This window comes from Chryseobacterium sp. CBo1 (assembly GCF_001693475.1).
Classification (GTDB): Bacteria; Bacteroidota; Bacteroidia; order Flavobacteriales; family Weeksellaceae; genus Chryseobacterium; species Chryseobacterium formosense.
Genome location: NZ_MAUH01000021.1, coordinates 20,605 through 41,572 on the forward strand (window position 1 = coordinate 20,605; position 20,968 = coordinate 41,572).

General features: G+C 33.5%; 24 protein-coding genes. 14 read left to right on the forward strand and 10 right to left on the reverse strand.

What is annotated here, in order from left to right; genetic code table 11:
* Positions 1–68 precede the first annotated feature (68 nt).
* On the forward strand, positions 69–512 hold the full coding sequence (locus tag BA768_RS12335; RefSeq protein WP_065721005.1) for a hypothetical protein: 444 nt from the start codon (positions 69–71) through the stop codon (positions 510–512).
* Positions 513–564: 52 nt separating this feature from the next.
* Here the strand turns inward: BA768_RS12335 and BA768_RS12340 are convergent, their stop codons facing one another.
* Positions 565–921, reverse strand: coding sequence for a winged helix-turn-helix transcriptional regulator (locus BA768_RS12340; RefSeq protein WP_034679716.1), 357 nt, complete (start codon positions 919–921; stop codon positions 565–567).
* An 89-nt stretch (positions 922–1,010) separates the two neighbouring features.
* On the opposite strand from BA768_RS12340, the gene BA768_RS12345 reads away from it, so the two are divergent.
* From BA768_RS12345 to BA768_RS12355, 3 genes are all read left to right on the forward strand, one after another.
* Complete coding sequence (locus tag BA768_RS12345) at positions 1,011–1,541, forward strand: NAD(P)H-dependent oxidoreductase (RefSeq protein ID WP_065720990.1); 531 nt, start codon at positions 1,011–1,013, stop codon at positions 1,539–1,541.
* A gap of 90 nt (positions 1,542–1,631) precedes the next feature.
* Positions 1,632–2,531, forward strand: a complete 900-nt coding sequence (locus tag BA768_RS12350) for an EamA family transporter (protein WP_065721006.1) — start codon at positions 1,632–1,634, stop codon at positions 2,529–2,531.
* Between the two features lie 76 nt (positions 2,532–2,607).
* Positions 2,608–3,162, forward strand: a complete 555-nt coding sequence (locus tag BA768_RS12355; RefSeq protein ID WP_065720991.1) for a DNA-3-methyladenine glycosylase I — start codon at positions 2,608–2,610, stop codon at positions 3,160–3,162.
* 98 nt (positions 3,163–3,260) lie between these two features.
* Here BA768_RS12355 and BA768_RS12360 read toward each other — a convergent pair whose 3' ends face one another.
* The 6 genes from BA768_RS12360 to BA768_RS12385 form a co-directional block, all read right to left on the reverse strand.
* Positions 3,261–3,821 carry a hypothetical protein gene (locus BA768_RS12360; RefSeq protein ID WP_123947110.1) on the reverse strand — a complete coding sequence of 187 codons (561 nt, stop codon included), beginning with the start codon at positions 3,819–3,821 and terminating at the stop codon, positions 3,261–3,263.
* A 168-nt stretch (positions 3,822–3,989) separates the two neighbouring features.
* Positions 3,990–4,484, reverse strand: coding sequence for a DUF2199 domain-containing protein (locus BA768_RS12365; RefSeq protein ID WP_065720993.1), 495 nt, complete (start codon positions 4,482–4,484; stop codon positions 3,990–3,992).
* 3 nt (positions 4,485–4,487) lie between these two features.
* Positions 4,488–4,865 carry a hypothetical protein gene (locus BA768_RS12370; RefSeq protein ID WP_065720994.1) on the reverse strand — a complete coding sequence of 126 codons (378 nt, stop codon included), beginning with the start codon at positions 4,863–4,865 and terminating at the stop codon, positions 4,488–4,490.
* A 293-nt stretch (positions 4,866–5,158) separates the two neighbouring features.
* Positions 5,159–5,707, reverse strand: coding sequence for a hypothetical protein (locus BA768_RS12375; RefSeq protein ID WP_065720995.1), 549 nt, complete (start codon positions 5,705–5,707; stop codon positions 5,159–5,161).
* A gap of 50 nt (positions 5,708–5,757) precedes the next feature.
* Positions 5,758–7,344: a patatin-like phospholipase family protein gene (locus tag BA768_RS12380; protein WP_065720996.1), complete on the reverse strand. Its 1,587-nt coding sequence runs from the start codon at positions 7,342–7,344 to the stop codon at positions 5,758–5,760.
* Between the two features lie 273 nt (positions 7,345–7,617).
* Positions 7,618–8,517, reverse strand: coding sequence for a CorA family divalent cation transporter (locus tag BA768_RS12385; protein WP_065720997.1), 900 nt, complete (start codon positions 8,515–8,517; stop codon positions 7,618–7,620).
* Between the two features lie 75 nt (positions 8,518–8,592).
* Between BA768_RS12385 and BA768_RS12390 the strand changes: the two genes are divergently transcribed.
* A complete protein-coding gene (locus BA768_RS12390) occupies positions 8,593–9,615 on the forward strand; it encodes a 3-oxoacyl-ACP synthase III family protein (protein WP_065720998.1) in 1,023 nt (340 codons plus the stop codon).
* A 128-nt stretch (positions 9,616–9,743) separates the two neighbouring features.
* Here BA768_RS12390 and BA768_RS12395 read toward each other — a convergent pair whose 3' ends face one another.
* The 3 genes from BA768_RS12395 to BA768_RS21060 form a co-directional block, all read right to left on the reverse strand.
* Positions 9,744–10,907, reverse strand: a complete 1,164-nt coding sequence (locus BA768_RS12395; RefSeq protein WP_065720999.1) for a thioredoxin family protein — start codon at positions 10,905–10,907, stop codon at positions 9,744–9,746.
* Between the two features lie 130 nt (positions 10,908–11,037).
* Positions 11,038–11,301: a hypothetical protein gene (locus tag BA768_RS12400; protein WP_034679689.1), complete on the reverse strand. Its 264-nt coding sequence runs from the start codon at positions 11,299–11,301 to the stop codon at positions 11,038–11,040.
* A gap of 84 nt (positions 11,302–11,385) precedes the next feature.
* Positions 11,386–11,586, reverse strand: coding sequence for a cytochrome C551 (locus BA768_RS21060; RefSeq protein WP_117601850.1), 201 nt, complete (start codon positions 11,584–11,586; stop codon positions 11,386–11,388).
* A 255-nt stretch (positions 11,587–11,841) separates the two neighbouring features.
* Between BA768_RS21060 and tssD (BA768_RS12410) the strand changes: the two genes are divergently transcribed.
* The 9 genes from tssD (BA768_RS12410) (at position 11,842) to BA768_RS12450 (ending at position 20,859) form a co-directional block, all read left to right on the forward strand.
* Entirely contained in the window at positions 11,842–12,246 is a 405-nt protein-coding gene (tssD, locus tag BA768_RS12410) for a type VI secretion system tube protein TssD (RefSeq protein ID WP_034674687.1), read from the forward strand.
* Positions 12,247–12,681: 435 nt separating this feature from the next.
* Entirely contained in the window at positions 12,682–13,086 is a 405-nt protein-coding gene (gene tssD, locus BA768_RS12415; protein ID WP_034679686.1) for a type VI secretion system tube protein TssD, read from the forward strand.
* A gap of 111 nt (positions 13,087–13,197) precedes the next feature.
* A complete protein-coding gene (locus tag BA768_RS12420; RefSeq protein ID WP_065721000.1) occupies positions 13,198–14,049 on the forward strand; it encodes a hypothetical protein in 852 nt (283 codons plus the stop codon).
* A 2-nt stretch (positions 14,050–14,051) separates the two neighbouring features.
* Entirely contained in the window at positions 14,052–15,305 is a 1,254-nt protein-coding gene (locus BA768_RS12425) for a PAAR-like protein (protein WP_034679684.1), read from the forward strand.
* Between the two features lie 3 nt (positions 15,306–15,308).
* Positions 15,309–16,220 carry an ankyrin repeat domain-containing protein gene (locus BA768_RS12430; protein ID WP_228388408.1) on the forward strand — a complete coding sequence of 304 codons (912 nt, stop codon included), beginning with the start codon at positions 15,309–15,311 and terminating at the stop codon, positions 16,218–16,220.
* Between the two features lie 212 nt (positions 16,221–16,432).
* On the forward strand, positions 16,433–18,601 hold the full coding sequence (locus tag BA768_RS12435; RefSeq protein ID WP_034679681.1) for a type VI secretion system Vgr family protein: 2,169 nt from the start codon (positions 16,433–16,435) through the stop codon (positions 18,599–18,601).
* A 3-nt stretch (positions 18,602–18,604) separates the two neighbouring features.
* Positions 18,605–19,666 (forward strand): LysM peptidoglycan-binding domain-containing protein, encoded by a 1,062-nt coding sequence (locus BA768_RS12440; RefSeq protein ID WP_034679678.1) that lies wholly within the window; start codon positions 18,605–18,607, stop codon positions 19,664–19,666.
* An 8-nt stretch (positions 19,667–19,674) separates the two neighbouring features.
* The gene (locus tag BA768_RS12445; protein WP_034679675.1) at positions 19,675–20,265 is read left to right on the forward strand and encodes a hypothetical protein; all 591 of its coding nucleotides are present in this window, start codon (positions 19,675–19,677) and stop codon (positions 20,263–20,265) included.
* Positions 20,266–20,337: 72 nt separating this feature from the next.
* Positions 20,338–20,859, forward strand: coding sequence for a hypothetical protein (locus BA768_RS12450; protein WP_065721001.1), 522 nt, complete (start codon positions 20,338–20,340; stop codon positions 20,857–20,859).
* Positions 20,860–20,968 lie beyond the last annotated feature (109 nt).

The following is a 20,968-nucleotide window of genomic DNA, read 5'->3' on the forward strand; positions in this document are numbered from 1 at the left end:
TACATAAAAGTTATTTTTATATTGATAAAAAACCTATATTTGAAACATTAAAAAATCTATTTGGAGAAATGAAGCAATTTTACAAATCAAAAAATTTACTTAGACTTTCATTTTTAGCAGTGATATTACTTTCAGTGGCTTCTGTTTTTAATTCTTGTAAAGATGATGAAGAAGATGAGTTTCAGGATCACCTGGTACAATTTGAAGCAAAAATAGTTAACGGAGGTACGGCTCCAACTCCTCCTGTGAGCACTTTCAAATCCATTGTAAGTCAGGTAGGAATTAAGCAGGAAACTTTATATGATTCTCCTGGTTTGGTATGGACGAGCGGTGAGTTTTTTGTAAACTCAAGCCAGTCGCAGTTGAATTTAGCTGCAAATGCAAACCTTCTAAATGCTGATTCTAAACTGATCGTATCCATCTATATCGATGGTGAGATTGCAGAAACAGATACCATCGAAGGAAGCGGAACGAAAGAGGTTGCAGTTGCACACAGCTTTCTTGAATTATAATTGAATAAAATTATATATATAAAACCTCCGGATTTTTCGGAGGTTTTTTTGTTTAGATACTTTCCTTGTGCATAATTCCCCATTTTTCCAGTTCTTCAATGACGGGTTTTAATTTGTAACCGATTTCTGTTAATTCATACTCAACTCTGGGCGGAACTTCTGCGAAAACCGTTCTTGTAATAATTTTATCTTCCTCCAATCTTCGCAATTGGAGTGTGAGCATTCGTTCTGTTATGTTTCCCAGGCTTTTTCTTAATTCGCCAAATCTCAGTTTTCCGTTGATTAAATAACTGCAAATAGCGAGAGACCATTGTCCGCCTATCATTTTTGATGCATAGAGTTCCGGACATTCGTCTGTGAGCGCTTTTTTGTTGGCAAAATTGGTTGAGGTTTCTTTTATTTTAGTCATACTTACATTTTTTATAGTACCATACAATGGGTTGCTAATATCGTAAATGTAAGTTACGGCTATTATTTTTGTAAAAGAAATTTTAAAATATGAAAACATTAATTATAGTAACACACCCTAAAATGGAGGAATCTTTAATCAATAAAAGATGGGTGGAAGAATTAAATAAATATCCTGAAAAATATAAGGTTCATCAATTGTATGAAAATTATCCTGATGAAATTATTGATATTAAAAAAGAACAGGAACTAGTTGAAGCCTATGATAAAATTGTTTTCCAGTTTCCGTTTTACTGGTTCAGCAGTCCTTCTTTGCTTAAGAAATGGTTTGATGAAGTTCTTTTGCACGGCTGGGCTTACGGAAGTAAAAGCGGATATAAAGTGGGTGGAAAAAAGGTTGCTTTGGCAATATCTGCAGGTGTGTATAACGAAGATTTCAGTGCTGATGGAAAGTATAGACATACGGTGATAGAATTTACGAGACCGTTTGAACTGAGCTTTGAGTATGTGAAAGCCGATTATCAGAAGCCTTTTGTTTATTATGGTCTGGAGCATAATGTTTCTAAAGAATGGATTGAAAAAAGCGTTCCTCTTTATTTGAATTTTATCGATAATCTGTAAACATTCATCTAAAGTAAACTGTCGATAATCTTTTGTCGACAGTTTGCTTTATCTTTGTTTCATTTTAAATCAATAAAACCTAAACTTCATTTGAAGAATCTTAAATATTATTTAGCTGCCATTTTTGCTTTTGCCATTTGGGGTACATTTAGTCTGGTCTTAAAGCCATTACATGATTATGCTTCTTTAGACATTCTTTTTTACAGGGTTTTCAGCTGTGCGGTTATTATGTCGGTGGTATCATTGCTATTCAGACGAACGAAGCTGAAAGAGAATCTGAAAATTTTCAAAGGTTTTGACAAAAAAAATAAGCAGAAAGTAATCGGATTAAATATTCTGAGTAGCATTTTGCTCACCGGAAACTGGTTTTCATTTATTTATGTAATGAATCATATCAGTGTAAGAGCAACTTCTGTTGCCTATCTTGTTTGCCCGATTATTACAACGATTCTGGCATTTTTTATCCTGCGAGAAAAGCTTACAAGATTACAATGGCTCTCAGTCTTTCTGAGTGCGGTTGGTTGTGTTTTGCTCTCGTATTCGAATTTGATTGATATGGTTTACAGCAGTGTTATTGGGGCTACTTATGCATGTTATCTTATCATTCAAAGTACCAATTCTAAATTTGATAAATTTTTGATACTGAACTTTCATATGATTTTAGCATCATTTATTTTATTGCCTTTTTTTCCAGCCTATTCTGGGCCGATCCCGTCAGATTTTCAATTCTATCTGTATGTCGAAATTATCGCTGTAATGTATACAATTGTTCCGTTATTACTAAATCTGTATGCTTTATCGGGAATAGCTTCTTCTAAAGTTGGAATGATTTTAAATATCAATCCGATTATTGCATTTATTTTGGCGGGAGCTGTTTTTCATGAATCACTCGGACTTTTACAGATCATATCGTATTCAATTATTTTTATTGCAGTTATTGTGTTTAATGCAAAAGAAATTTTCAGGTTGAAAACTGAGGAAGCTGTTTAAGTTTAATTATAAAAAATAGTCTCCTGACAAACAGTTGTCAGCAGTTTATATTAACTTTATCGTAAAATTTGTTACAATGAGTTATTGTTCAGCGATTGAAAGAATGCAACCTGAAAGCAGGAAAGAACTGCATAAAAATTACCACGATAATCACTACGGATTTCCGATTCATAATGACAATGAGCTTTTTGGAAGATTAATTATGGAAATCAATCAGGCTGGTTTGAGCTGGGAAACTATTTTAAAAAAAGAAGGAAGTTTCAGAAAAGCTTACGATCAGTTTGATATTAAAAAAGTGGCTTCTTATTCAGAAGAAGACAGAGAAAGATTACTGAATGATCCCGGGATTATAAGAAATAAATTAAAAGTAAACGCTGCGATCGAAAACGCAAAAACCATTATTCAGCTACAACAGGAATTCGGCTCGTTTGAAAAATGGCTCGAACATCATCATCCAAAGACTTTACCGGAATGGATGAAACTTTTTAAAAAGACGTTTAAATTTACAGGCGGAGAAATCGTGAATGAATTTCTGATGAGCATTGGTTATTTAAAAGGAGCTCATGCAGAAGGATGTTCTGTGAATGATGAAATTCTGAAACATAATCCGATGTGGAAAAATTTAGGTTAGGGTTGAGTTTAATTTTCATCTAAAATTTTGCAAAATTTTAGATTCTTTTATTTGTAGTTTTAATTTCGGCGGCGGCTTTGCCGCCGCCGAAATTAAAACTATCTAAGATTTCTTACTGTAACATCAGGTTTTTCACCCTGTGGAACGATAAAAATTGCATCATCATTAATCGTGTCTCCCACATCAAAATAATAACTTCCAATAACAGGAAGAATACTGGTCGTCATTTTTCCAGATTTATCATAAGCAGAATATGAAACATTAATGGTCTGCGCTTTCATTTTAAGCTGAATTTTTTTTGAAGTCAGCTTTGCTCCTGTTGCGTTGATGCAGTCCAGCTCTACAATTCCGATATTCGTAACGATTTGCGGATAAGAAGTTAAACGGATATTATAAGATTTATCAGAATTATTTTTAACGGAAGCCGAAACTTTATATCGGTCAAATGCTTTTCCGTGAACATCAATGCTTTCTTTATTGGTGAGGTTGAAGCTTACCTTCATTCCGTTTACATCAATACTCTCACCATCGGAAATTTTTTGAGCCTGACAAAAATTACTGAAACTTAAGAATGTAAGAACAAAGAATAAAAGAATTGAACTTTTCATAGGGTTTTTAGTTTTGTGGTTGGTAGTGTAAAGATAATGAAATAGTTTCATTTTTTTTTATATTAATTCCATAGTGTGATAAAAACGAGTAAATCACTTTTAAACATTGTCATTCCGACGAAGGCGGAGTCTCAAAGTATTTATTACAATTGGCTTTAAATTTCTTTTAAATTAGTGTAGAATTTAACCGTTTTTATGCTTCGAATAACCCAATTCATACTATTTGTTCAAAATCAGATTAATTCTCCTTTCCGCCTCTTCTTCAGAAATTCCATCATAACAATCTCTCACGAAACGGTCGTCATGAGAATTATGCGGAAGAACCAATGGTCGCCCCAAAGAATTGTCTACTTCTACATTTGTTGGGATGGAATCATAGTCATAATCAGGCAAATAATTAGCTAACCATCCGAAATAAACAGCAGTAAATTCTTTATTATCATAGTTATCAACATATTCATTAAAGCTTTTTTCGCCTAGAGAAACCCAGACTCCGTATTCAAGATTTTGGCAACCATCAATCACGTTCTGTATGAGAACTGCTCGTATAAAATAAAAGGTTTCAGTATCACATCTGATGATACAAAAATCAGAAGTTAATTCAGAATTTTTCTTTTCTTCATCAGAAAGATCCATATACAGAGATGGTGAATCATAGGCAATTGCGGGCCATTCTTCTTTTTCTTCGCCACAGCATGAGCAGATGTATTTCATATTTTAATATTTCTCAATTTGACTTTTCAAACGTTCAATTAACATCGTAATAATTCGTTTATTAAAAACCTTATTGTCAGAATTATAGATCTTCATTTCCTCTAAAATAAACATACCAATCGTCATTCCAATAAGAGTGTTTTTTAATACCAAATCGTTTTGTAGACTTTGTTCAATAAACATATATTTCTTCGGTGTAGATAACAAATTAAACTCTGCATTTTGTCGAGTTGCATAATTTGTAAAAAACGAAAGATACAAATCATTCTGTAATTTTAAAATAGGACGTAAAGTCTGGTTTTGAAACTTTTCTTCCAAAGTTGTAGTTTCTGAAATAGGAATGTTTAAAGATTCTCGTAAATCGATTTTGGTTGCTATCATTTATATTGATTTCAATTATTTATAATGCAGATAAAAAGTTATAATTTTAATATCAAATACATTCCATTTTATTTTAAGGATATGAATGATGGAAATTGCTCAAAATATAAGAATTGATAGAATACTAATGATAAAGAATTGCTTTTTTAATCTTTTGTAGCATAATAATGGTCAACAATAAGAAAATTCTTTCTGCTAAATAGGCAGATATAATCTTTTATGAAATGAAATAGCAATCTGTATTGATGGATTCATGTTTCGAAAAATATAAAAGTAATAAATAAAATAAAATTTTATGTTCTTATAATTATCTCTCCTTCTTTTTGTTGGAGGAAATTGTTCCCGCCATTTTTCTTTTTACCTTTTATATACTTTAAGCCACCAACTTTAAAATTCAATTTTACTTTGGGTTTTATGGTGATTATAATCAATCCATCTTTTGCCATATCTCCGCCCAAAGTTGGCGCATTTTCTTTGTTTAGAAGTCTGATTGATTTGATGTTTTGGCTTTTCAGTATCTCATCAGTAAATTCCTTCACAAGATAATTATCAACAATATCTAAACGATAACTATAAAATTGTTTTGAATAGACAGTTATTAGAATTGAATAAGGCTTTTCATTCTGAGTTCTTCCATTTAAGTGTAACAAATCTTTACGGTTAAACTTCACTGTATCAGAAAGAATTTTTTGTTTTAAGCTATCAATAAATGGTTTAACCTTTTCATTTTCTATTAAATTCGACGGTATTATATTAGTTCTTGTTTGTGCAGTATATTGAAAGCTATAGCATAAAATCAAAATAAAAATTAGAATTCTACTTTTCAAACGTTTGTATGTCATAATTTATATAATTATTTAATTAAATATAATGATTTTGTTTTGTAATATGATCACCCCACCGTCGGCGTATCCTCTTCCTTCAAAATCTTTTTCTCTTTCATGGTAACCATCATGCGTTCGTATTTATATTTCGTCCAGTCGAATTGGTTGAGGAAATCGAGGGCGGCAACAAATCCGGCATTGAAAAGCTGTTCTTTTTCCTCTCTTTTCATAAAGAAATTCAGCCAGTTGCTCGTTCCGCAGTTGACAGTTTTTATGCTGTAGAGATTGTAGAATGAGTTCTTGGTGAGGAAAGATTTATCGTTGAAACCACGCAAAGTATCAATGATATTTCCGGTGTAGGAAAGGGGAGTTCTCATGATTTGTTCGCTGGTTTTTCCTTTTTCCTTCAGTATGTCAGACTCGCTTGTGAGCTGTACACCGAATAGCGGAAGTCTCGGATAAAAAATATCGTGCATGTGAAAGACATCAATCGGAAAATTGGAAATACTTCCGCCATCGATAAAAATCCCGACAGGATAAATGTTTTCTTTGGTGGTATTCATCCAGAATTTCCAGGCGTATTTTACCGAATCATCGTCTTTGTTGATGAGCTTTTGCATCGGTTCGAAAAAGAAAGGAACAGACATCGAGGCACGAACAAATTCTGCCGGACTAATATGTTTTAATTCTTCCTCAGACCAATATAAATTGGCCATCGTAGGAAGCTCAACTTTTATTTTGGCATTGATGTCGGTTGTAACGACAATATATTCAGATTTGAGCTGATAAAACGGATTGTTCTTATAATAATCATTGTTTTCGACGCTTTCAAAGTATATTCTATATCGGGTTTCATCGATGTGCTCGAGATTATTCATCTTGATTTCTTCAATTCCGTTAAGAGCGTTGGTGTAAAATTCCATACCGTTGCCGTAACGGTAATTAAGATTGAGTTTATGGTCTTTCTGAATAAATTTTTTGTTGAGTTCAGCCACCGTTTTAATTCCGAAATCATCCAGCACTTTTTTCATTGTTTCTTCAAAAACATTTCCGGGATTCAGTCCGCTGTTGCTTTTTGTGAAATTGTGATAAAGTTTTTTGAGGATTAAAAGAATGATAATCAAAGGAACAAGCGGAATCAAGAAGTAAAGTTTGGCTTCACGTGTGGTTTCAGAAGATAAAATAAATGGCAAAGTGACCAATCCAATTGTGAGAACAATAGCGATGATCAAACTTATTTTAAAGAAATTTTTGTTGTTGAGCATTGCATGAATGGTACTTTTTACATAGCTTTTTCCATCCATAAAATCTGCAAAATTCCAGTTAAATAATATTTCTTTGATGATTTCGCTTTTGGCTTCTTCTTTGGTTTTGCAGGCAGCAATCAGCATGGTGTTGATGGCTCCTGCGCTGGTTCCGGCAACTTTCAGAAAACGGATTCCAAAAATTTCCAAGCCGTACAAATAACCAACCAACGCACTTCCCCAAACTCCGCCTCCTTCCTGTACAAATTCTATATATTGATTTCCTTCAGCATCCAGAAGGTCAGAGAATTCTCTGTTCGAAATATTTTCGTGCAGTGCTTTCAATTTTTCTTTGGATTCCTGAGAAAGTACATTTTCATCAAGGATTTTTTGGAGGGTTTCGGGTTTCATGATTTTGGTTTGGTGTTTTGTTGGTTAAGCGCAAAGGCGCAAAGTTTTTGGTGAAATTATTTTGTTATAAGGCGCAAGAAAATCAAAGATTTTCAAAATATTCTCAATCAATTTATCTTGATAAAATCCTTGCGCCTTAATAGTTTTAAGTTTTATAAATTTCCTTGTGTCTTTGCGTTTAACCTATATAATTTTTCTCTCGCAGATTGAGCTGATTTTGCAGATAAATGAATGAAAAAAATCTGCGTTATCTGTTAAATCTGCGAGAATATCTTACCATTGCTTTCTTCTGGCATAAATAAAAGTAATAATCACAATTAATCCCATTACACCTAAAGTATAAAAATATCCTTGCTTGGTATGTAATTCAGGCATATTGTCGAAGTTCATACCATACAAACCGGCAATAAATGTGATGGGTAAAAAGTAAACCGAATAAATTGCCAGAACTTTCATCACCTGATTCGCTTTTTGATCAGACAACGCCAGAAACATTGAAATAAGGTTGGTAATCTGAATATTTAAATGATCAAAATCGGCAACAACATCTTTGTGCTTATCTTTTAAATCTACAAATTCAGAATCGGGAAGATTGAGCAGTTTAAACTTATCAATAGCATCGGTAGAAACAGTCAAAACCCTCGAATTCAAGCCTGATTTTCTTTTTAATTTATAAAGCCTGCGAATCTGATTGGTGTGATTGGTATTTTTAAGGAAGATTTCGTTTTCGATATTATCCATGGTTTCAAATAAACTCAAAGATTCATCGTCAAAACTTTTCATGATGACCAAAGCGATTTTTAAAGCGATTTTTTCCGGAGAACAAACTTCCTGATGTAATGAAAGTTCTTTCTTGGTTTCAGAAATACTCAATGCCTTCATTCTATGAATCGTAATAATCGTATTATCTAAAAGGAAAATTCCGATTTTGGTACTGATGTCGCTTATCGTGTTCAGGTTTTTTCTTTCCAGTTCGGTACTTTCACGCAAAAGGAAAAATTTCACATTTCCATCTTCCTCATACTTGGGTAAATGATTGGGATCTAAAGTATCTTCAAGAAGGAGATTGTTGATTTCGTAGCGTTCGTGAAGGTATTTCATATCTTCTGCAGCAGGCGCTTCCACGTCTATCCATTCGCATCCCGAATCTCTGTAAATTGTTTCTATTGGCATAAAGTAAATTTACTGTAAAAATTGAAATTGTATGTATTAAATAAATTTTATCTTTACCAAAATTAGAAAATCGATATGATTAAAAGTACAATAAAGGGGATCGGATTTCACGTTCCGGATCATGTTGTTACCAATGATGATTTAGCGAAACTGATGACCACCAATGATGAATGGATTACCGAGCGCACCGGAATTAAAGAAAGGAGGCACAGAGAAAATAGAAATGATGCGCAGGAAACTACAGCATACTTAGGTTTCAAAGCTTCAGAAAAAGCATTACAGCACGCTGGTTTATCAGCAAAAGATATCGATTATATTGTTTTTGCAACACTTTCACCGGATTATTATTTCCCTGGATGCGGCGTTTTGTTGCAGGATATGTTAGGGTGCGATACCATCGGAGCATTGGATGTAAGAAACCAATGTTCGGGCTTTGTCTATGCGATGAGTGTTGCGAATGCTTTTATTAAATCAGGAACCTATAAAAATATTCTGGTTGTAGGTGCTGAAATTCATTCTTTCGGACTTGATTTTTCTGATGAAGGAAGAGGAGTTTCCGTGATTTTCGGAGATGGAGCAGGAGCGATTGTACTTTCTGCAACGGAAGATGAAAACGCGGGAGATATTTTGGCCGTAAATATGCATTCTGAAGGAAAATTTGCCGATGAATTATGCACTCAGTTTCCGGGATCTAAGTTCGGTTGGAGTGACAGAATGAGAAAAGAACCGGAGAATGTGACCAATAAAGAAGTTTACCCGATCATGAACGGAAATTTTGTTTTCAAACATGCCGTAACAAGATTCCCCGAAACCATGCAGGAAGCTTTGGATAAAGCCGGAAAAACGATTGAAGATCTGGATATGTTTATTCCGCATCAGGCAAATTTGAGAATTGCTCAGTTCGTACAGCAGAAATTTGGATTGCCTGATGAAAAAATCCACAATAATATTCAGAAATACGGAAACACAACAGCAGCTTCTATTCCGATTGCTTTGAGTGAAGCGATAGAATTGGGCAAAATCAAAAGGGGAGATTTGGTTCTTCTTTCTGCTTTTGGAAGTGGGTTTACCTGGGGAAGTGTTTTGTTTGAGTATTAGAATAAAAAAAATGCCACGAATGCACGAATGAAATCTTTATTTTAAATGAATAATTCGTGCATTCGTGGAAAAAAAAATCCGAGGAACTAATTTATTCTTCGGATTTTCTTATGTTTTTAAATTAAAGATTAAAGGCTCTTCAATAGCTTTTCGGTGTCTCCAGTATCTTCACCAGCAGCTTTCCCAAGCTCCACTGATTTTTGTGCCCAGATTTTAGCGTTTTTCTTATCACCGATTTTATTGTAAAGGTTCGCTAAAGTATCTGTGTTGGCATAGCTTTCTTTTTTCGTTACAGATTCCTGTGCCCATTTTACGGCAGTTTCCAAAGAAGATTTTGTCGTAACGTTTTCAAAGAAATTCCATGCTAAAGAGTTTAACTGATCTGCATTTAAAGCCGAAACATCCTGATTAAGCTCAAGTGTTAGCTTTTCATAAGTTGCAATGTCCTTATCTTTCAAAGCTCTGCTAGCTTTTACTCTTTTCAGAAGGTTTTCAGATTCATCTTTTGTCATGAATTTTTGAGTTCCAGTAAGGAAATAAGCTTCATCCAACTTTTTGGTTGTTGTATTGTAAGCTTTTGCCATTACTGTATTCACTTTTACATTTTTATCCATTGCAGCATATTGTTGCTCAGGAAGCATTTTTGTAATATCAGCTTTTCTTTCTGTAAAAACCTTGTAAGCTGCACCATCCGTGCTCTTCATTGCCTGAAAAAGAAGACCAAGGTTATCCTGATTAAATTCAGGTTTAGCAGCAAAATAACGCTCGATTACCTTATTAGAAAAATCGGTGTCATTATAAATAGTAAGATTGGCAAGATTTAATAAAAATTCAGGATCTTTTTCGCCTTTTTCGAATTTTTGTTTCAAAGCAGTCAGTCTTTTGTTTGGATCTCCTGCATCCATTGCAAACTGGATGAAATCTTTTTCTTCAACATATCCGATGGTTCTGTGAACTTCTTCACCGTCTCCGTTGATGAAAAGATAGGTAGGAAATACTTTTACATTGTATTTTTTGGCCAGATCAATTCCTTCACCTTTTTCCATGTCGATTTTTGCATTTACAAAATGTTCGTTGTAATAATCACCAACAGGTTTTAAAGGGAAAATATTTTTCACCATTAATTTACATGGTCCGCACCAAACGGCATAGGCATCAATAAAAACAAGTTTGTTTTCTTTCTTTGCTTTTGCTAAAATAGTTTTGAAGTTGCTGCCTTCTTCAAATTTAATTCCCTGTGCAAATGCAAGTGCTGCAAAGAACAGGAGTGATAATATCGCTGTTTTTTTCATGAATTTTTTTTGTTGGATACAAATGTAATAATTAAGTTAAATAATTATTCTCTTTTTGATGAAAATAAGATAAAAGCATTAAAAATTATCCAAAAATAAATCCGTAGTAATTTATGCTACGGATTGTTTGTTACCTTGAACCTCCCACTTGTGTATTGGGTTTTGTTTCTTTACTGCTGTAATCTGTCGGTGATGCTGCCGTGTCTTTTAAACTTTTCGGGGTGTCAGTTTCCGGAGTTGTGGGTTCAGAATTGGCTACGGCAGAATCTCCCAGATGATTTCTTAATGAATCTTTGTTGTGTTCTGCTTTAAATTCTTCTCTGTTTTCTTTTTTGTCGGCACAGCTTCCTAAAGTGACTAAAGCTATAATTGCTCCTATTCCTAATTTTTTCATAGTTAAAATATAATGGTTGATGTATCAAATATAAAAAATCTGCTGAAATTTTCAGCAGATCTTGTGTTATTCAAAGCAAATTGCCTATCGCATTGGTGTTGTTGCTGTATCAACAGGCATTTTCATGGTATCCGGACTTTGCATTGGTGTGGAAGTTGCGGTTGTGTCAACTGTTGTAGTTGTTACATTCATTGAATCTTTTTCTGATGACATTGAAGGTTCTTTTGAACCACAGCTTGTCGCGACTAAGCCTAATATGAAGGCTGTTAACATTAATTTTTTCATAATATTTTATTTTTATGGTGGAATTAATGAAACTCAATTATCATTCCAAAAACTGTGATGTTTTTATTAAAAATGAATAAAATTTGTTAAAAAATGCTCTTTTGTAATTTTTTGTCGTAGTTCTACTACATGAAATCGTAGAATTACTACAAATTTTTAAATTTCGTTCTCAAAATATAAAATGTACTTGTAGAGGTTCTATCTTTGAACCATAAAATCAAACAAAAAATACTAACGAATTAAAATTTACGCATCATGGCAGCAAATTCAAGAGGAATCTTAAAATTCAACGGCGGTGAAGGACAAAAATTATTGAAGCTGAACTACAGCGTTTCAAGATCTACGGATGTTTCGGGACGTGTAGCATCAGATCCTTCCAATGCGATCATCAAATTAACGGTTGAGGCAACAGAGAAATCTGACATTCTTGAATCATTGTTAAACGGAAAATACAAACCTACAACAGGTGAAGTTACCTTCAACAAATCTCACGAAGAAGGAACATTGATTACTTTGAACTGGGAAAACGGTTATGTGATTCAGCACGAAGTAGATTTCGACGCAGTAGACGAAAACTCAATGCTGATCAGCTTTGTAGTGAGTGCAGAAAAAATCAACTACGGAGGTGGAGCTTATGAAGGACTTTGGCCGTCAAGCTAAAATCATTAACGCTTTTAAGTATTGATTATACAAAGTAAGAGGCTGTCTTTTGAGGACAGCCTTTTTTGCTATTTAATAGTAGTGTATAATTTTAAAACTGTTAGAGAATGTTTGAAATGGAAATGATCATTCTTATTTTAAATAAAATGGTGAAAAAAATTGCTAATCTCCACTTGTTAATATATGCTAATTTTTCCTAAATAATCTTAATGAATTTTTCGCTTAAATGTGAAAATTTCTGCTGAATGTGTTTGTGAAGTACTTTAAATAAAAGGTTTTTTATGATTTTACTGTGTAGTCGTAGTTTTACTACAACAAATCGTAGTATTACTACAAAATATGAGATTTCCATAATTTGTTCGTTATAACGGAATCAATGGCTCTATCTTTGAATCAAACAAATCACAAAATATTAATTAATTAAAATTTACCATTATGGCAGCGAACTCAAGAGGAATCTTAAAATTCAACGGAAGCGAAGGACAAAAATTACTAAAGCTTAATTACAGCGTTTCAAGATCTACAGACGTTTCAGGACGCGTAGCTTCAGATCCTTCCAATGCAATCATCAAATTAACTATTGAAGCGACAGAGAAATCTGACATCCTGGAAAGCTTACTTAATGGTAAGTATAAACCAACTTCAGGTGAAGTTACATTCAACAAGTCTCACGAAGAAGGAACATTGATTACTCTGAACTGGGAGAACGGTTATGTGATCCAGCACGAAGTAGACTTCGACGCAGTAGACGAAAATTCAATGTTAATCAGCTTTGTAGTAAGCGCAGAAAAAATCAATTATGGAAATTCTGCTTACGAAGGTATTTGGCCGGGAGTATAATTTCCTGCTACAATAATGCAAAATGTGTATGGGTAAAATTATTCATACACATTTGTATTCTACAGTAATTTCTTTCTTAAAGTTAATTTTTCACTACTCAAAGCTTTATTCATGAATCAGAATGACGTTCAGGAATTTCTCGATTTTGGTGCGTTTAAATATGCTTGGTACAGAAATGGAAGGTATTCTGTAAATGTGAAGTCATACCTCACTTTAGGCAACGGAAAAGCCAACGAAACGGAAACTGAAGAAATCTGGGAAATCGTTCCCGGAGAATACAGACACCTCGAAATTTTTATTTCAAATAAAAAGTACATTCATTTTGATTCTCAGATGAAACCTTTTTATGAAATTATCGATCAGGTAAATTCTGCAACAAGTCATCTTTCTGTCTTTTTAGACGAAGATAAAATCATTGAAAAAGTAGAAAATGAAAACGAAATTACCGAAAAATGGGAGGAGATAAAACGCAAAGAACTGCGTTTTTTACAGCTGGTGAAAGATTCTTATAACGAAATTATCGGCATTTACGATAAAGAATTTGAAAGAATTGAAGATAATATAAAAGCAAATCTTCTTTACCAGATCATATTTTATCCGTTTCCGGAAGCCGGAGTTAATTTTAAAAATGAAGGTGAATTTAAAGAAAGAGAATTTCTTTCAACACTTTTTCCGGGTGAGAAAATTGTTTACAGTTCAGATTATCAGTTTCAGAACGATAAAGATCATTACCGGATGAATGTAAAAGGAAAAGTAAAAAGCCACACCGGAGATTTTGAAGAAATTTATGCTTCGAAATATCAGAAAGCTTTAGATATTCCTTTAGATTATGATTTGATGATGGAAGGAGAATATCATTATAATCATGATTCGGTTTTATCAGAAGTTATTTTTCATGTGAAAGAGAAGCTTAATGATAAAATGTTGTATGTCTGCAGATATCATATTCAATTAATACAATAAATATGAGCCAACTGTATATCGCACAAGAAACTCCGCTGATGTGCACAAGCGGAAGACGTTTGATTGGGATCGGGGTCAGCTCGCAATCTACTGTTTACCTGAAAGGTGGTTCAAAATTGGTTGCTACCGAAGAAGACCGTTTCAAAGATAATTTTATCTGTCCGCAAATGATGGTTGCAGGAGCTGTTGCCGGAATTGGAATTGCCGCTGCATTTGGTGGTGGTTTATTCGTTCTTGCAGCAGCAGCATGGGCAGGAAGTGCACTCATTGACGACTGTCTGAATATTTGCTCATTTCTTACAAAAGCAAGCGACTGGAGTAATACTCATCCAAAAGTAAGAGTAGAAGGCAAAAAACCGCTCCTTCAGAATTCTACGTTAAATTGTTTTTTAGGTGGAACGGTGAAATTTCATCTTCCCACAGCGGCGCAGATTGAGGAGCTGAGTAATGCTGCAGCAATGGCCCAGGATTCTTATAATGATAATTCGGATGATGCTGCACAAATAGGAGATTATACAAGAATCAATACAGATAATCAAGATGAGCTGGATGCAATTTTTGGTGCCGGAAATCTTAAAACAGAAGATTTTGATACCAATGAAACCGACGGATTCTTTGCATCTCTGTATTATAATGAAAAAACAAATAAATATTTTGTCGCTTTCCGTGGTTCTGAACCAAAAGGAGCACAGTTTTATCACGACTGGTTTATAGAAGATGGCGGACAGGCATTCGGTTTTCAGACTCCCCAAATTCAAAAAACAATGGATTTAGCTGACAAAATGGATGAGGCTACCAACGGAAATGTTGCCTTCACAGGACACTCTCTGGGCGGAGGAAACAGTGCAATGGCTTCCTACTACACAGGATTGCCGGCTTACACTTTCAACACAAGAGGCGTTCATGATAATACGCTTAATTATTTAGACGAACATGGTGCTGTGGGATCAACTTCAAATATTACAAATTACAGTACTAGTAACGATATTCTTAATGCTCTTCAGAATAACAGAGAAGGTCTGTTATCCACCCTTGCAATTTCAAGAATTCCCGGACTGAATAATTTAGCACTTTTCGGAGGTTTAACAGGTGCAGTTCCTCGTGCATTAGGAGAACAAAACGAAATTTTCGGATACATCCCGGATAATGAAGGAATGAATCTGAAAACCTTCGGAAGCGGTCACAGTGCGTATGCAGATGCCGTTGAAGCGATGATTGCGACAATTAATATGAATGTAATTGCAACAAACTCATAATTCATGAAAAAAATAATTTTTTTAATCTTTTTTACCATGACCTTATTTTCCTGTCAGGACACCAGATCCAGAAAAACTCAAAATAAAGAACAATATCCTCCACAAAAATTATTTGAAGGTGCACAACTTGATGCTGCTCAGAAAATTTTTAATGAAGATCATTCTGGTTTAGGAAAGGAATTAAAAGATAATCCGAGTGTGGTGAACCAACTGAGTGATGTGAAAAGCTACGGATATACTCTACTGATGTACGCCTCTATTCTTGAGAATCTTGAAGCAATGAAAATTCTTTTAGATAATGGAGCTGACCCAAATATTGTTATTCCTCATCGTTTTATGACTCCATTATCACACGCTGTAGGAACAAACAATGATGAAATGGCAAAGCTTTTATTTAAATATAAGGCAAACCCCAATCCTGCAGTAGGTAATAGCCCGCTTCGTGCCGCAATGTTTTTGGGAAATGTACAAACAGAGAAAAAAATGATTGATTTTTTGCTGGATAATGGTGCGGATATTAATCATATTTCTTACTTGGGTGATAATATAATGGAAGCCGCAGCAAGAAGTAATATCGAAACTGCACAATATTTGATGGAAAAAGGAGGTAACCCGAAAATAAAAGATACTGAACTTTCTCCGATGGCTCTTTATCTAGATTCTCAGGATAAGAAAGGAGCCAGAGTGAAAAATTCTAAAAATGCATCTTATTTTGATAAGATTTCATTATTAAAAAAACAGCTTACAGAAAAATACAATATTGTTTTTCCTGTAAAAAGAAATGAAAAAGCAGAAGCAGAACTCAACGTAAAGTTATATGAAAATCTTAATGAAAAAGATAAGAAAACAGTAAATTTCAATAACAGTTATGGTGAAAACCGCTATAAAAAAGATAAGGAAATGGCGGCTCAGTAAATGTTATGAAAATCAAATAACGATAATCGTAGTTTTACTACAAAAATTAATTTTATGATGATTTAATTTTTATAAAAACATCACTATTATTAAATTTAAGATATATAAGATGAGAATGTTATCAAGATTTCGTTTTTTTAAATCGAATTCTGTTGAACTAAAACATGTCAGAAAAAGAAAGAACCTAATTCACAAGTATAAAGAAAATTATTATGTTTCAGGATAATACTACAACACCGAAAATGCCGCAAGACGTAACGTCGAATGCCGTGCAGAATCTAAAAGAAGAAGCAACTTCAAATGTTGTCAGCAAATCGACTGAGAAAATTAAGGAAGCTGGGTCTAAGATTACAGAGCCTATAAATTCGGTAAAAGATTCTTCAGGAATGTTTATGAATCAGGTTGCTCAAACAAACAATCCCTCTTTAGTGGAAGACAAAGTCTGGTCAAATCAGCCTACCTCAAAAATTCATAATGCATTGGCGATTGCGACCAGCCAGATTTTGGGCATCAACAGAGTTGTAAAGCTTGATGTGATTGTCGAGGGAAAAGAAATTAAACATTTTAAACATTTTAAACTTCATCAAAGTGCCACAAAACATCATGAATTCAGCATTACCCTTGCTCATGATACTCTTGGCGCACCTGAAAATCATAATCTTGAAGAGGCTCAAAACTTTTTAGGGAAAAGACTTACGGTTATTTTCAAATACAAAGATGTGATCGACGGCCCTGAAAGAAATTTCGTGGGAGTGATTACTGAAGTTGGCTTCAGTCAGGAAAAAGGTAGTTTGGGAAATATTGTTCTGAGCGGTTTTAGCCCGACTGTACTTTTAGATGCAGCTCCACATATTCAGAGTTTTGGTGGAGCACAGCCAATCAGCTTAAACAGTATTGCCGATCATGTTATAAAAGAAGGTTTGGGCGGAAATAAATTTGATTTCAGAGTTGATGCTCAATACGGAAATGTTTCTTACAGTTCGCAATATGAAGAAACGCACTATAATTATTTAGCGAGAATTGCCGAAGCTTATGGTGAGCAGTTTTTCTATGACGGAGAAGTTTTGCATTTCGGAAAACTTCCGCCTGCAGAACAACCGGTAAAGCTTACCTATGGAAGTAATGTGAGTGATATTAAGGTAAAAATGAAGGCGCAGCACGTGAATCCGTCATTCTACGGCTATAACAGTAGCAAAAACGAAAAACTGACAACAGGAAGTTCAAAAATTACACATGCATCAGATATTGCAAAACGTGCTTACGAAATTTCAGAAAAAACATTTACAACACCATCTCTCAGAGTAGCTCCGATAAAAGCAGCATCTTTTATGGATATCGATGCTTCACAAAAGGGAACGGCAGGAAGCAACGCCTCACAGGTATTTATTACTTCAGGAGAAACAACAGTTCCGTTTTTATATCCGGGTTGTACTGCAGATGTGGAAATGAGAAAACCGGATACCAATCAGACTTCATATTTTACGAAGCTGATGATGATTGAAGTTACTCATGAAGTAGATGCAAGAGGTTATTACACAGGAAATTTTGAAGCCATTGCTGCCGACAGCGGATATATTCCCCGTCCGGAATTTGAAAGTCCCAGAGCGGAAGCTCAATTTGCTAAAGTAACCGAAAATGCTGATCCGTTGAATCAGGGAAGAGTAAAAGTGCAGTTTGACTGGCAAAGTGGGCAAGATACTTCAGAATTTATCAGAGTAATGACTCCCGACGCAGGAAGCAGTGATAAAGTAAATAAAAATCGCGGATTTATGGCGATTCCTGAAATTGGAGATCAGGTGATTGTTAGTTTTGTGCATCAACATCCTGACCGACCGTTCGTGATGGGCGGAATGTTTCACGGCGGAGTTGGTGGCGGAGGCGGCGCCGGAAATAATATTAAAAGTTTAAGCAGCAAAAGTGGAAACATAATCTGCCTGAATGATGGAGCCGGTATTGAAATCAAAGATAGAAACGGTAATCATGTGACACTGAGCGGAACAGGAGATGTTACCACTTTTGTAAGCAATGATAACAAGGAGGATATTGGGAATAATCATACCACGAATGTTAAGACTAAATCAACCGTTACAATTGGGGAAGAAAAAAGTATTCTTACAATGGATAATTTAGGGAATGTCAGCGTGAAAAGTATCAACGAAATAAAATTAGAGACAGGTAGTAGTTCTATTGTCATGAAAAAAGATGGTACGATTGATATTAAAGGAGTTAATATTACAATTGCAGGCTCAGTAATCAAAATTAATGGATCAACTTCGGTTACTGCAGATAATTCTTCAGATACATCGTGTTCCGCATCAGGTATTAATGTTTCTCCGTCAATTATTTCAATCAATAATCCAAATCAGGTAGATATTAATTAGTAAATGAAAATTATAAAATATAAGATTGAACAAGGAGAAAATTTAACGTCTATTGCAGATAAATTTAATGTAGATACTGAAGAATTGAAGAAGTTTCATAACACGCATTCGGGTTTTTCAAACATGATTTTATCTGATAGTATACCTCTTCACCTTAATACTATTTTTATTGAACAGAAAAAGTTTGAAGATTCATTTATTAAAAATGGGAAAATGGAAAGTTTAAATTTTGAAGGTGTTGCCAGATACAGGAGCGAGCAGCTTAATATGAGCAGAATAAATAATGAAATTATTACACTTTCGGCAAACACGATCTATGAATTTTTAGTAAAAAAAGCAGAAAATACAAATGTTTTTGAGGTGGAACTTACAGATTCTGATTTTTCAGTGGAACCGGCAATCTATGAATCAGGTTTTTTGTTTGCACAAAAATTAGAAAAACTAAAATTACCGATTAGATTTAATATTTCGGATGAAGCTTTTATAAAGGAGATTTTCAACCATAAAGAAATAGAAAACAGATGGAACAAGTTTCGTGATTATGAATTACAGAATACAGACATTTATCAACAGCTAATTTCCCAATCTCCAAAGCAAGCCGAAGATATTATTAATACTGGAAATAAAGAATTTCTTGATCAGGATAACTTCATTAAAATGATGGATAAAAATCTTTTTTTCCATCTCTTCACGAAGTCTTTTTTAGGAGATCAGCTTCAGAACTACAGACTTCAGCAGTTTTCTCAGATCTTCCCTAATGTAGATCTACAAACAGATGTGACGAAATCTATTGTTCGTGAAGATGAAAATACAGCTACTTACCGACTTGTAGGAGCTTTAAACAGAGAAAATATTTCTGAAGAAAATTTGAAAAATATGTATGATAGTATTTATAAATCAAGTTTAAAATTTAATTACACAGCTTTCGATTTTATTTATAGAATTACATATACAGTTGATAAAGAAACCGGACTTTTACAGGAAGGAAAAGTTTCTATTGCAGAAAAAATTAAGAATAATTTTGAAGTAATTACCGAGTATAACATTAAAAAAGTTGAACTTTAAAGAAAACGATGGAAAAAAAATATGAATTTAGGCAATTTAGTATTTTAGTCTGGGCTATTACTTTGCTGGTGTTTTTTATTGGACTAATCGCTTTCATAAGCACAGATTTTATTTATAGGATTTTTAGTAGTACAACACAGCAAACCTATATCTTAATTTTTGCTTTATCTATTGCGTTATTTATAATTGTAGGGATTAATCTTTATTTTTCGAAAATAATTTCAATCTCGGTAAAAGAAGATTCGATTGTAGTTAGCAATACCAAAGCAAATACAAATATAATATTATCAAAGAATAGTATTATTAATTACAACTTAAATATCACCCGAAAAGGGATGTTAGATATATTGAGGATCAAACTAGCTGATAAAAACCTGTATTTTTGGTTAGGAGACGTTAGTCTTAATCAGGAAAATAGAAGTGATGCTTCCAATAAAGAAAATCTACAGCATCAACTCAAAATACTATTACCTAGTAAGAATGTGAAAACTTCTATGGATAATATGATCTTGTTTTTTGCTAATAAATTTCCATTTATCGTGCTGTTTGTAGCATTAGTAATATTGATTTGTGGATTTTTTTATATAATTAACTTGTAATCAATGAGATAAAAATTATCATTTTTTAATTAGAAAAATAATTTTCTTTATGAAAAATTATTAAAAAATACAATGAACAACGATACTATTACCATATCTGTTTTTAATACAAAATATAGTTTTTGGGCAACAATATTTACTATTCTCTTTTTATTGCCATCAGTTATATTATTAATAAAATATCTAAATATTAGATATACTAGCAATCAAACTCATCTAATTATATTATGTCTTTGCTTAATATTTGGATTTTTAATTGTCGTAATGAAAAGTACAATGCAAAAAGTAGATATTTATAAAACTGATACTAATTATTTTATAAAATATCACAATGGCAAAACATTTTTATTATCAGATCAAATGGTCTATAATATTTATGATTACTATTCCAGAAAAGCTTTTATGCTAAGAATTTCAGATGAAAAACTAACAAAATTTTTGTTATCTCCGGATATGAGTATAAAACCTGAAATTGATTTTTTTTTTAAGGATTGTATAAAAAAGAAAAATAAGAAAGATTTTGTAGCATTAGCATTTCCGATAATTATGAGTTTTGCATATTTTCTTCTTAGTATAACCCGTAGTGCATTATAAAAAAAGTTATTCATGTTACAAAAATTTGTAAATTGTATTGACTACCAATCAAATACATTCATGAATAACCTAGATGCAATTTACGATTTTATTCTCACAAAATTGAGAG

Coding starts and splice junctions, on each gene's coding strand:
- BA768_RS12340 (WP_034679716.1), bottom strand. CDS start 921: ATGACTAAAATAAAAGAAACCTCAACCAATTTTGCCAACAAAAAAGCG.
- BA768_RS12360 (WP_123947110.1), bottom strand. CDS start 3,821: ATGAAACTATTTCATTATCTTTACACTACCAACCACAAAACTAAAAAC.
- BA768_RS12400 (WP_034679689.1), bottom strand. CDS start 11,301: ATGAAAAAATTAGGAATAGGAGCAATTATAGCTTTAGTCACTTTAGGA.
- BA768_RS12380 (WP_065720996.1), bottom strand. CDS start 7,344: ATGAAACCCGAAACCCTCCAAAAAATCCTTGATGAAAATGTACTTTCT.
- BA768_RS12365 (WP_065720993.1), bottom strand. CDS start 4,484: ATGAAATACATCTGCTCATGCTGTGGCGAAGAAAAAGAAGAATGGCCC.
- BA768_RS12420 (WP_065721000.1), top strand. CDS start 13,198: ATGAATCAGAATGACGTTCAGGAATTTCTCGATTTTGGTGCGTTTAAA.
- BA768_RS12335 (WP_065721005.1), top strand. CDS start 69: ATGAAGCAATTTTACAAATCAAAAAATTTACTTAGACTTTCATTTTTA.
- BA768_RS12385 (WP_065720997.1), bottom strand. CDS start 8,517: ATGCCAATAGAAACAATTTACAGAGATTCGGGATGCGAATGGATAGAC.
- BA768_RS12395 (WP_065720999.1), bottom strand. CDS start 10,907: ATGAAAAAAACAGCGATATTATCACTCCTGTTCTTTGCAGCACTTGCA.
- BA768_RS12345 (WP_065720990.1), top strand. CDS start 1,011: ATGAAAACATTAATTATAGTAACACACCCTAAAATGGAGGAATCTTTA.
- BA768_RS12450 (WP_065721001.1), top strand. CDS start 20,338: ATGAACAACGATACTATTACCATATCTGTTTTTAATACAAAATATAGT.
- BA768_RS12445 (WP_034679675.1), top strand. CDS start 19,675: ATGGAAAAAAAATATGAATTTAGGCAATTTAGTATTTTAGTCTGGGCT.
- BA768_RS21060 (WP_117601850.1), bottom strand. CDS start 11,586: ATGAAAAAATTAATGTTAACAGCCTTCATATTAGGCTTAGTCGCGACA.
- tssD (WP_034679686.1), top strand. CDS start 12,682: ATGGCAGCGAACTCAAGAGGAATCTTAAAATTCAACGGAAGCGAAGGA.
- BA768_RS12425 (WP_034679684.1), top strand. CDS start 14,052: ATGAGCCAACTGTATATCGCACAAGAAACTCCGCTGATGTGCACAAGC.
- tssD (WP_034674687.1), top strand. CDS start 11,842: ATGGCAGCAAATTCAAGAGGAATCTTAAAATTCAACGGCGGTGAAGGA.
- BA768_RS12390 (WP_065720998.1), top strand. CDS start 8,593: ATGATTAAAAGTACAATAAAGGGGATCGGATTTCACGTTCCGGATCAT.
- BA768_RS12370 (WP_065720994.1), bottom strand. CDS start 4,865: ATGATAGCAACCAAAATCGATTTACGAGAATCTTTAAACATTCCTATT.
- BA768_RS12430 (WP_228388408.1), top strand. CDS start 15,309: ATGAAAAAAATAATTTTTTTAATCTTTTTTACCATGACCTTATTTTCC.
- BA768_RS12355 (WP_065720991.1), top strand. CDS start 2,608: ATGAGTTATTGTTCAGCGATTGAAAGAATGCAACCTGAAAGCAGGAAA.
- BA768_RS12375 (WP_065720995.1), bottom strand. CDS start 5,707: ATGACATACAAACGTTTGAAAAGTAGAATTCTAATTTTTATTTTGATT.
- BA768_RS12440 (WP_034679678.1), top strand. CDS start 18,605: ATGAAAATTATAAAATATAAGATTGAACAAGGAGAAAATTTAACGTCT.
- BA768_RS12435 (WP_034679681.1), top strand. CDS start 16,433: ATGTTTCAGGATAATACTACAACACCGAAAATGCCGCAAGACGTAACG.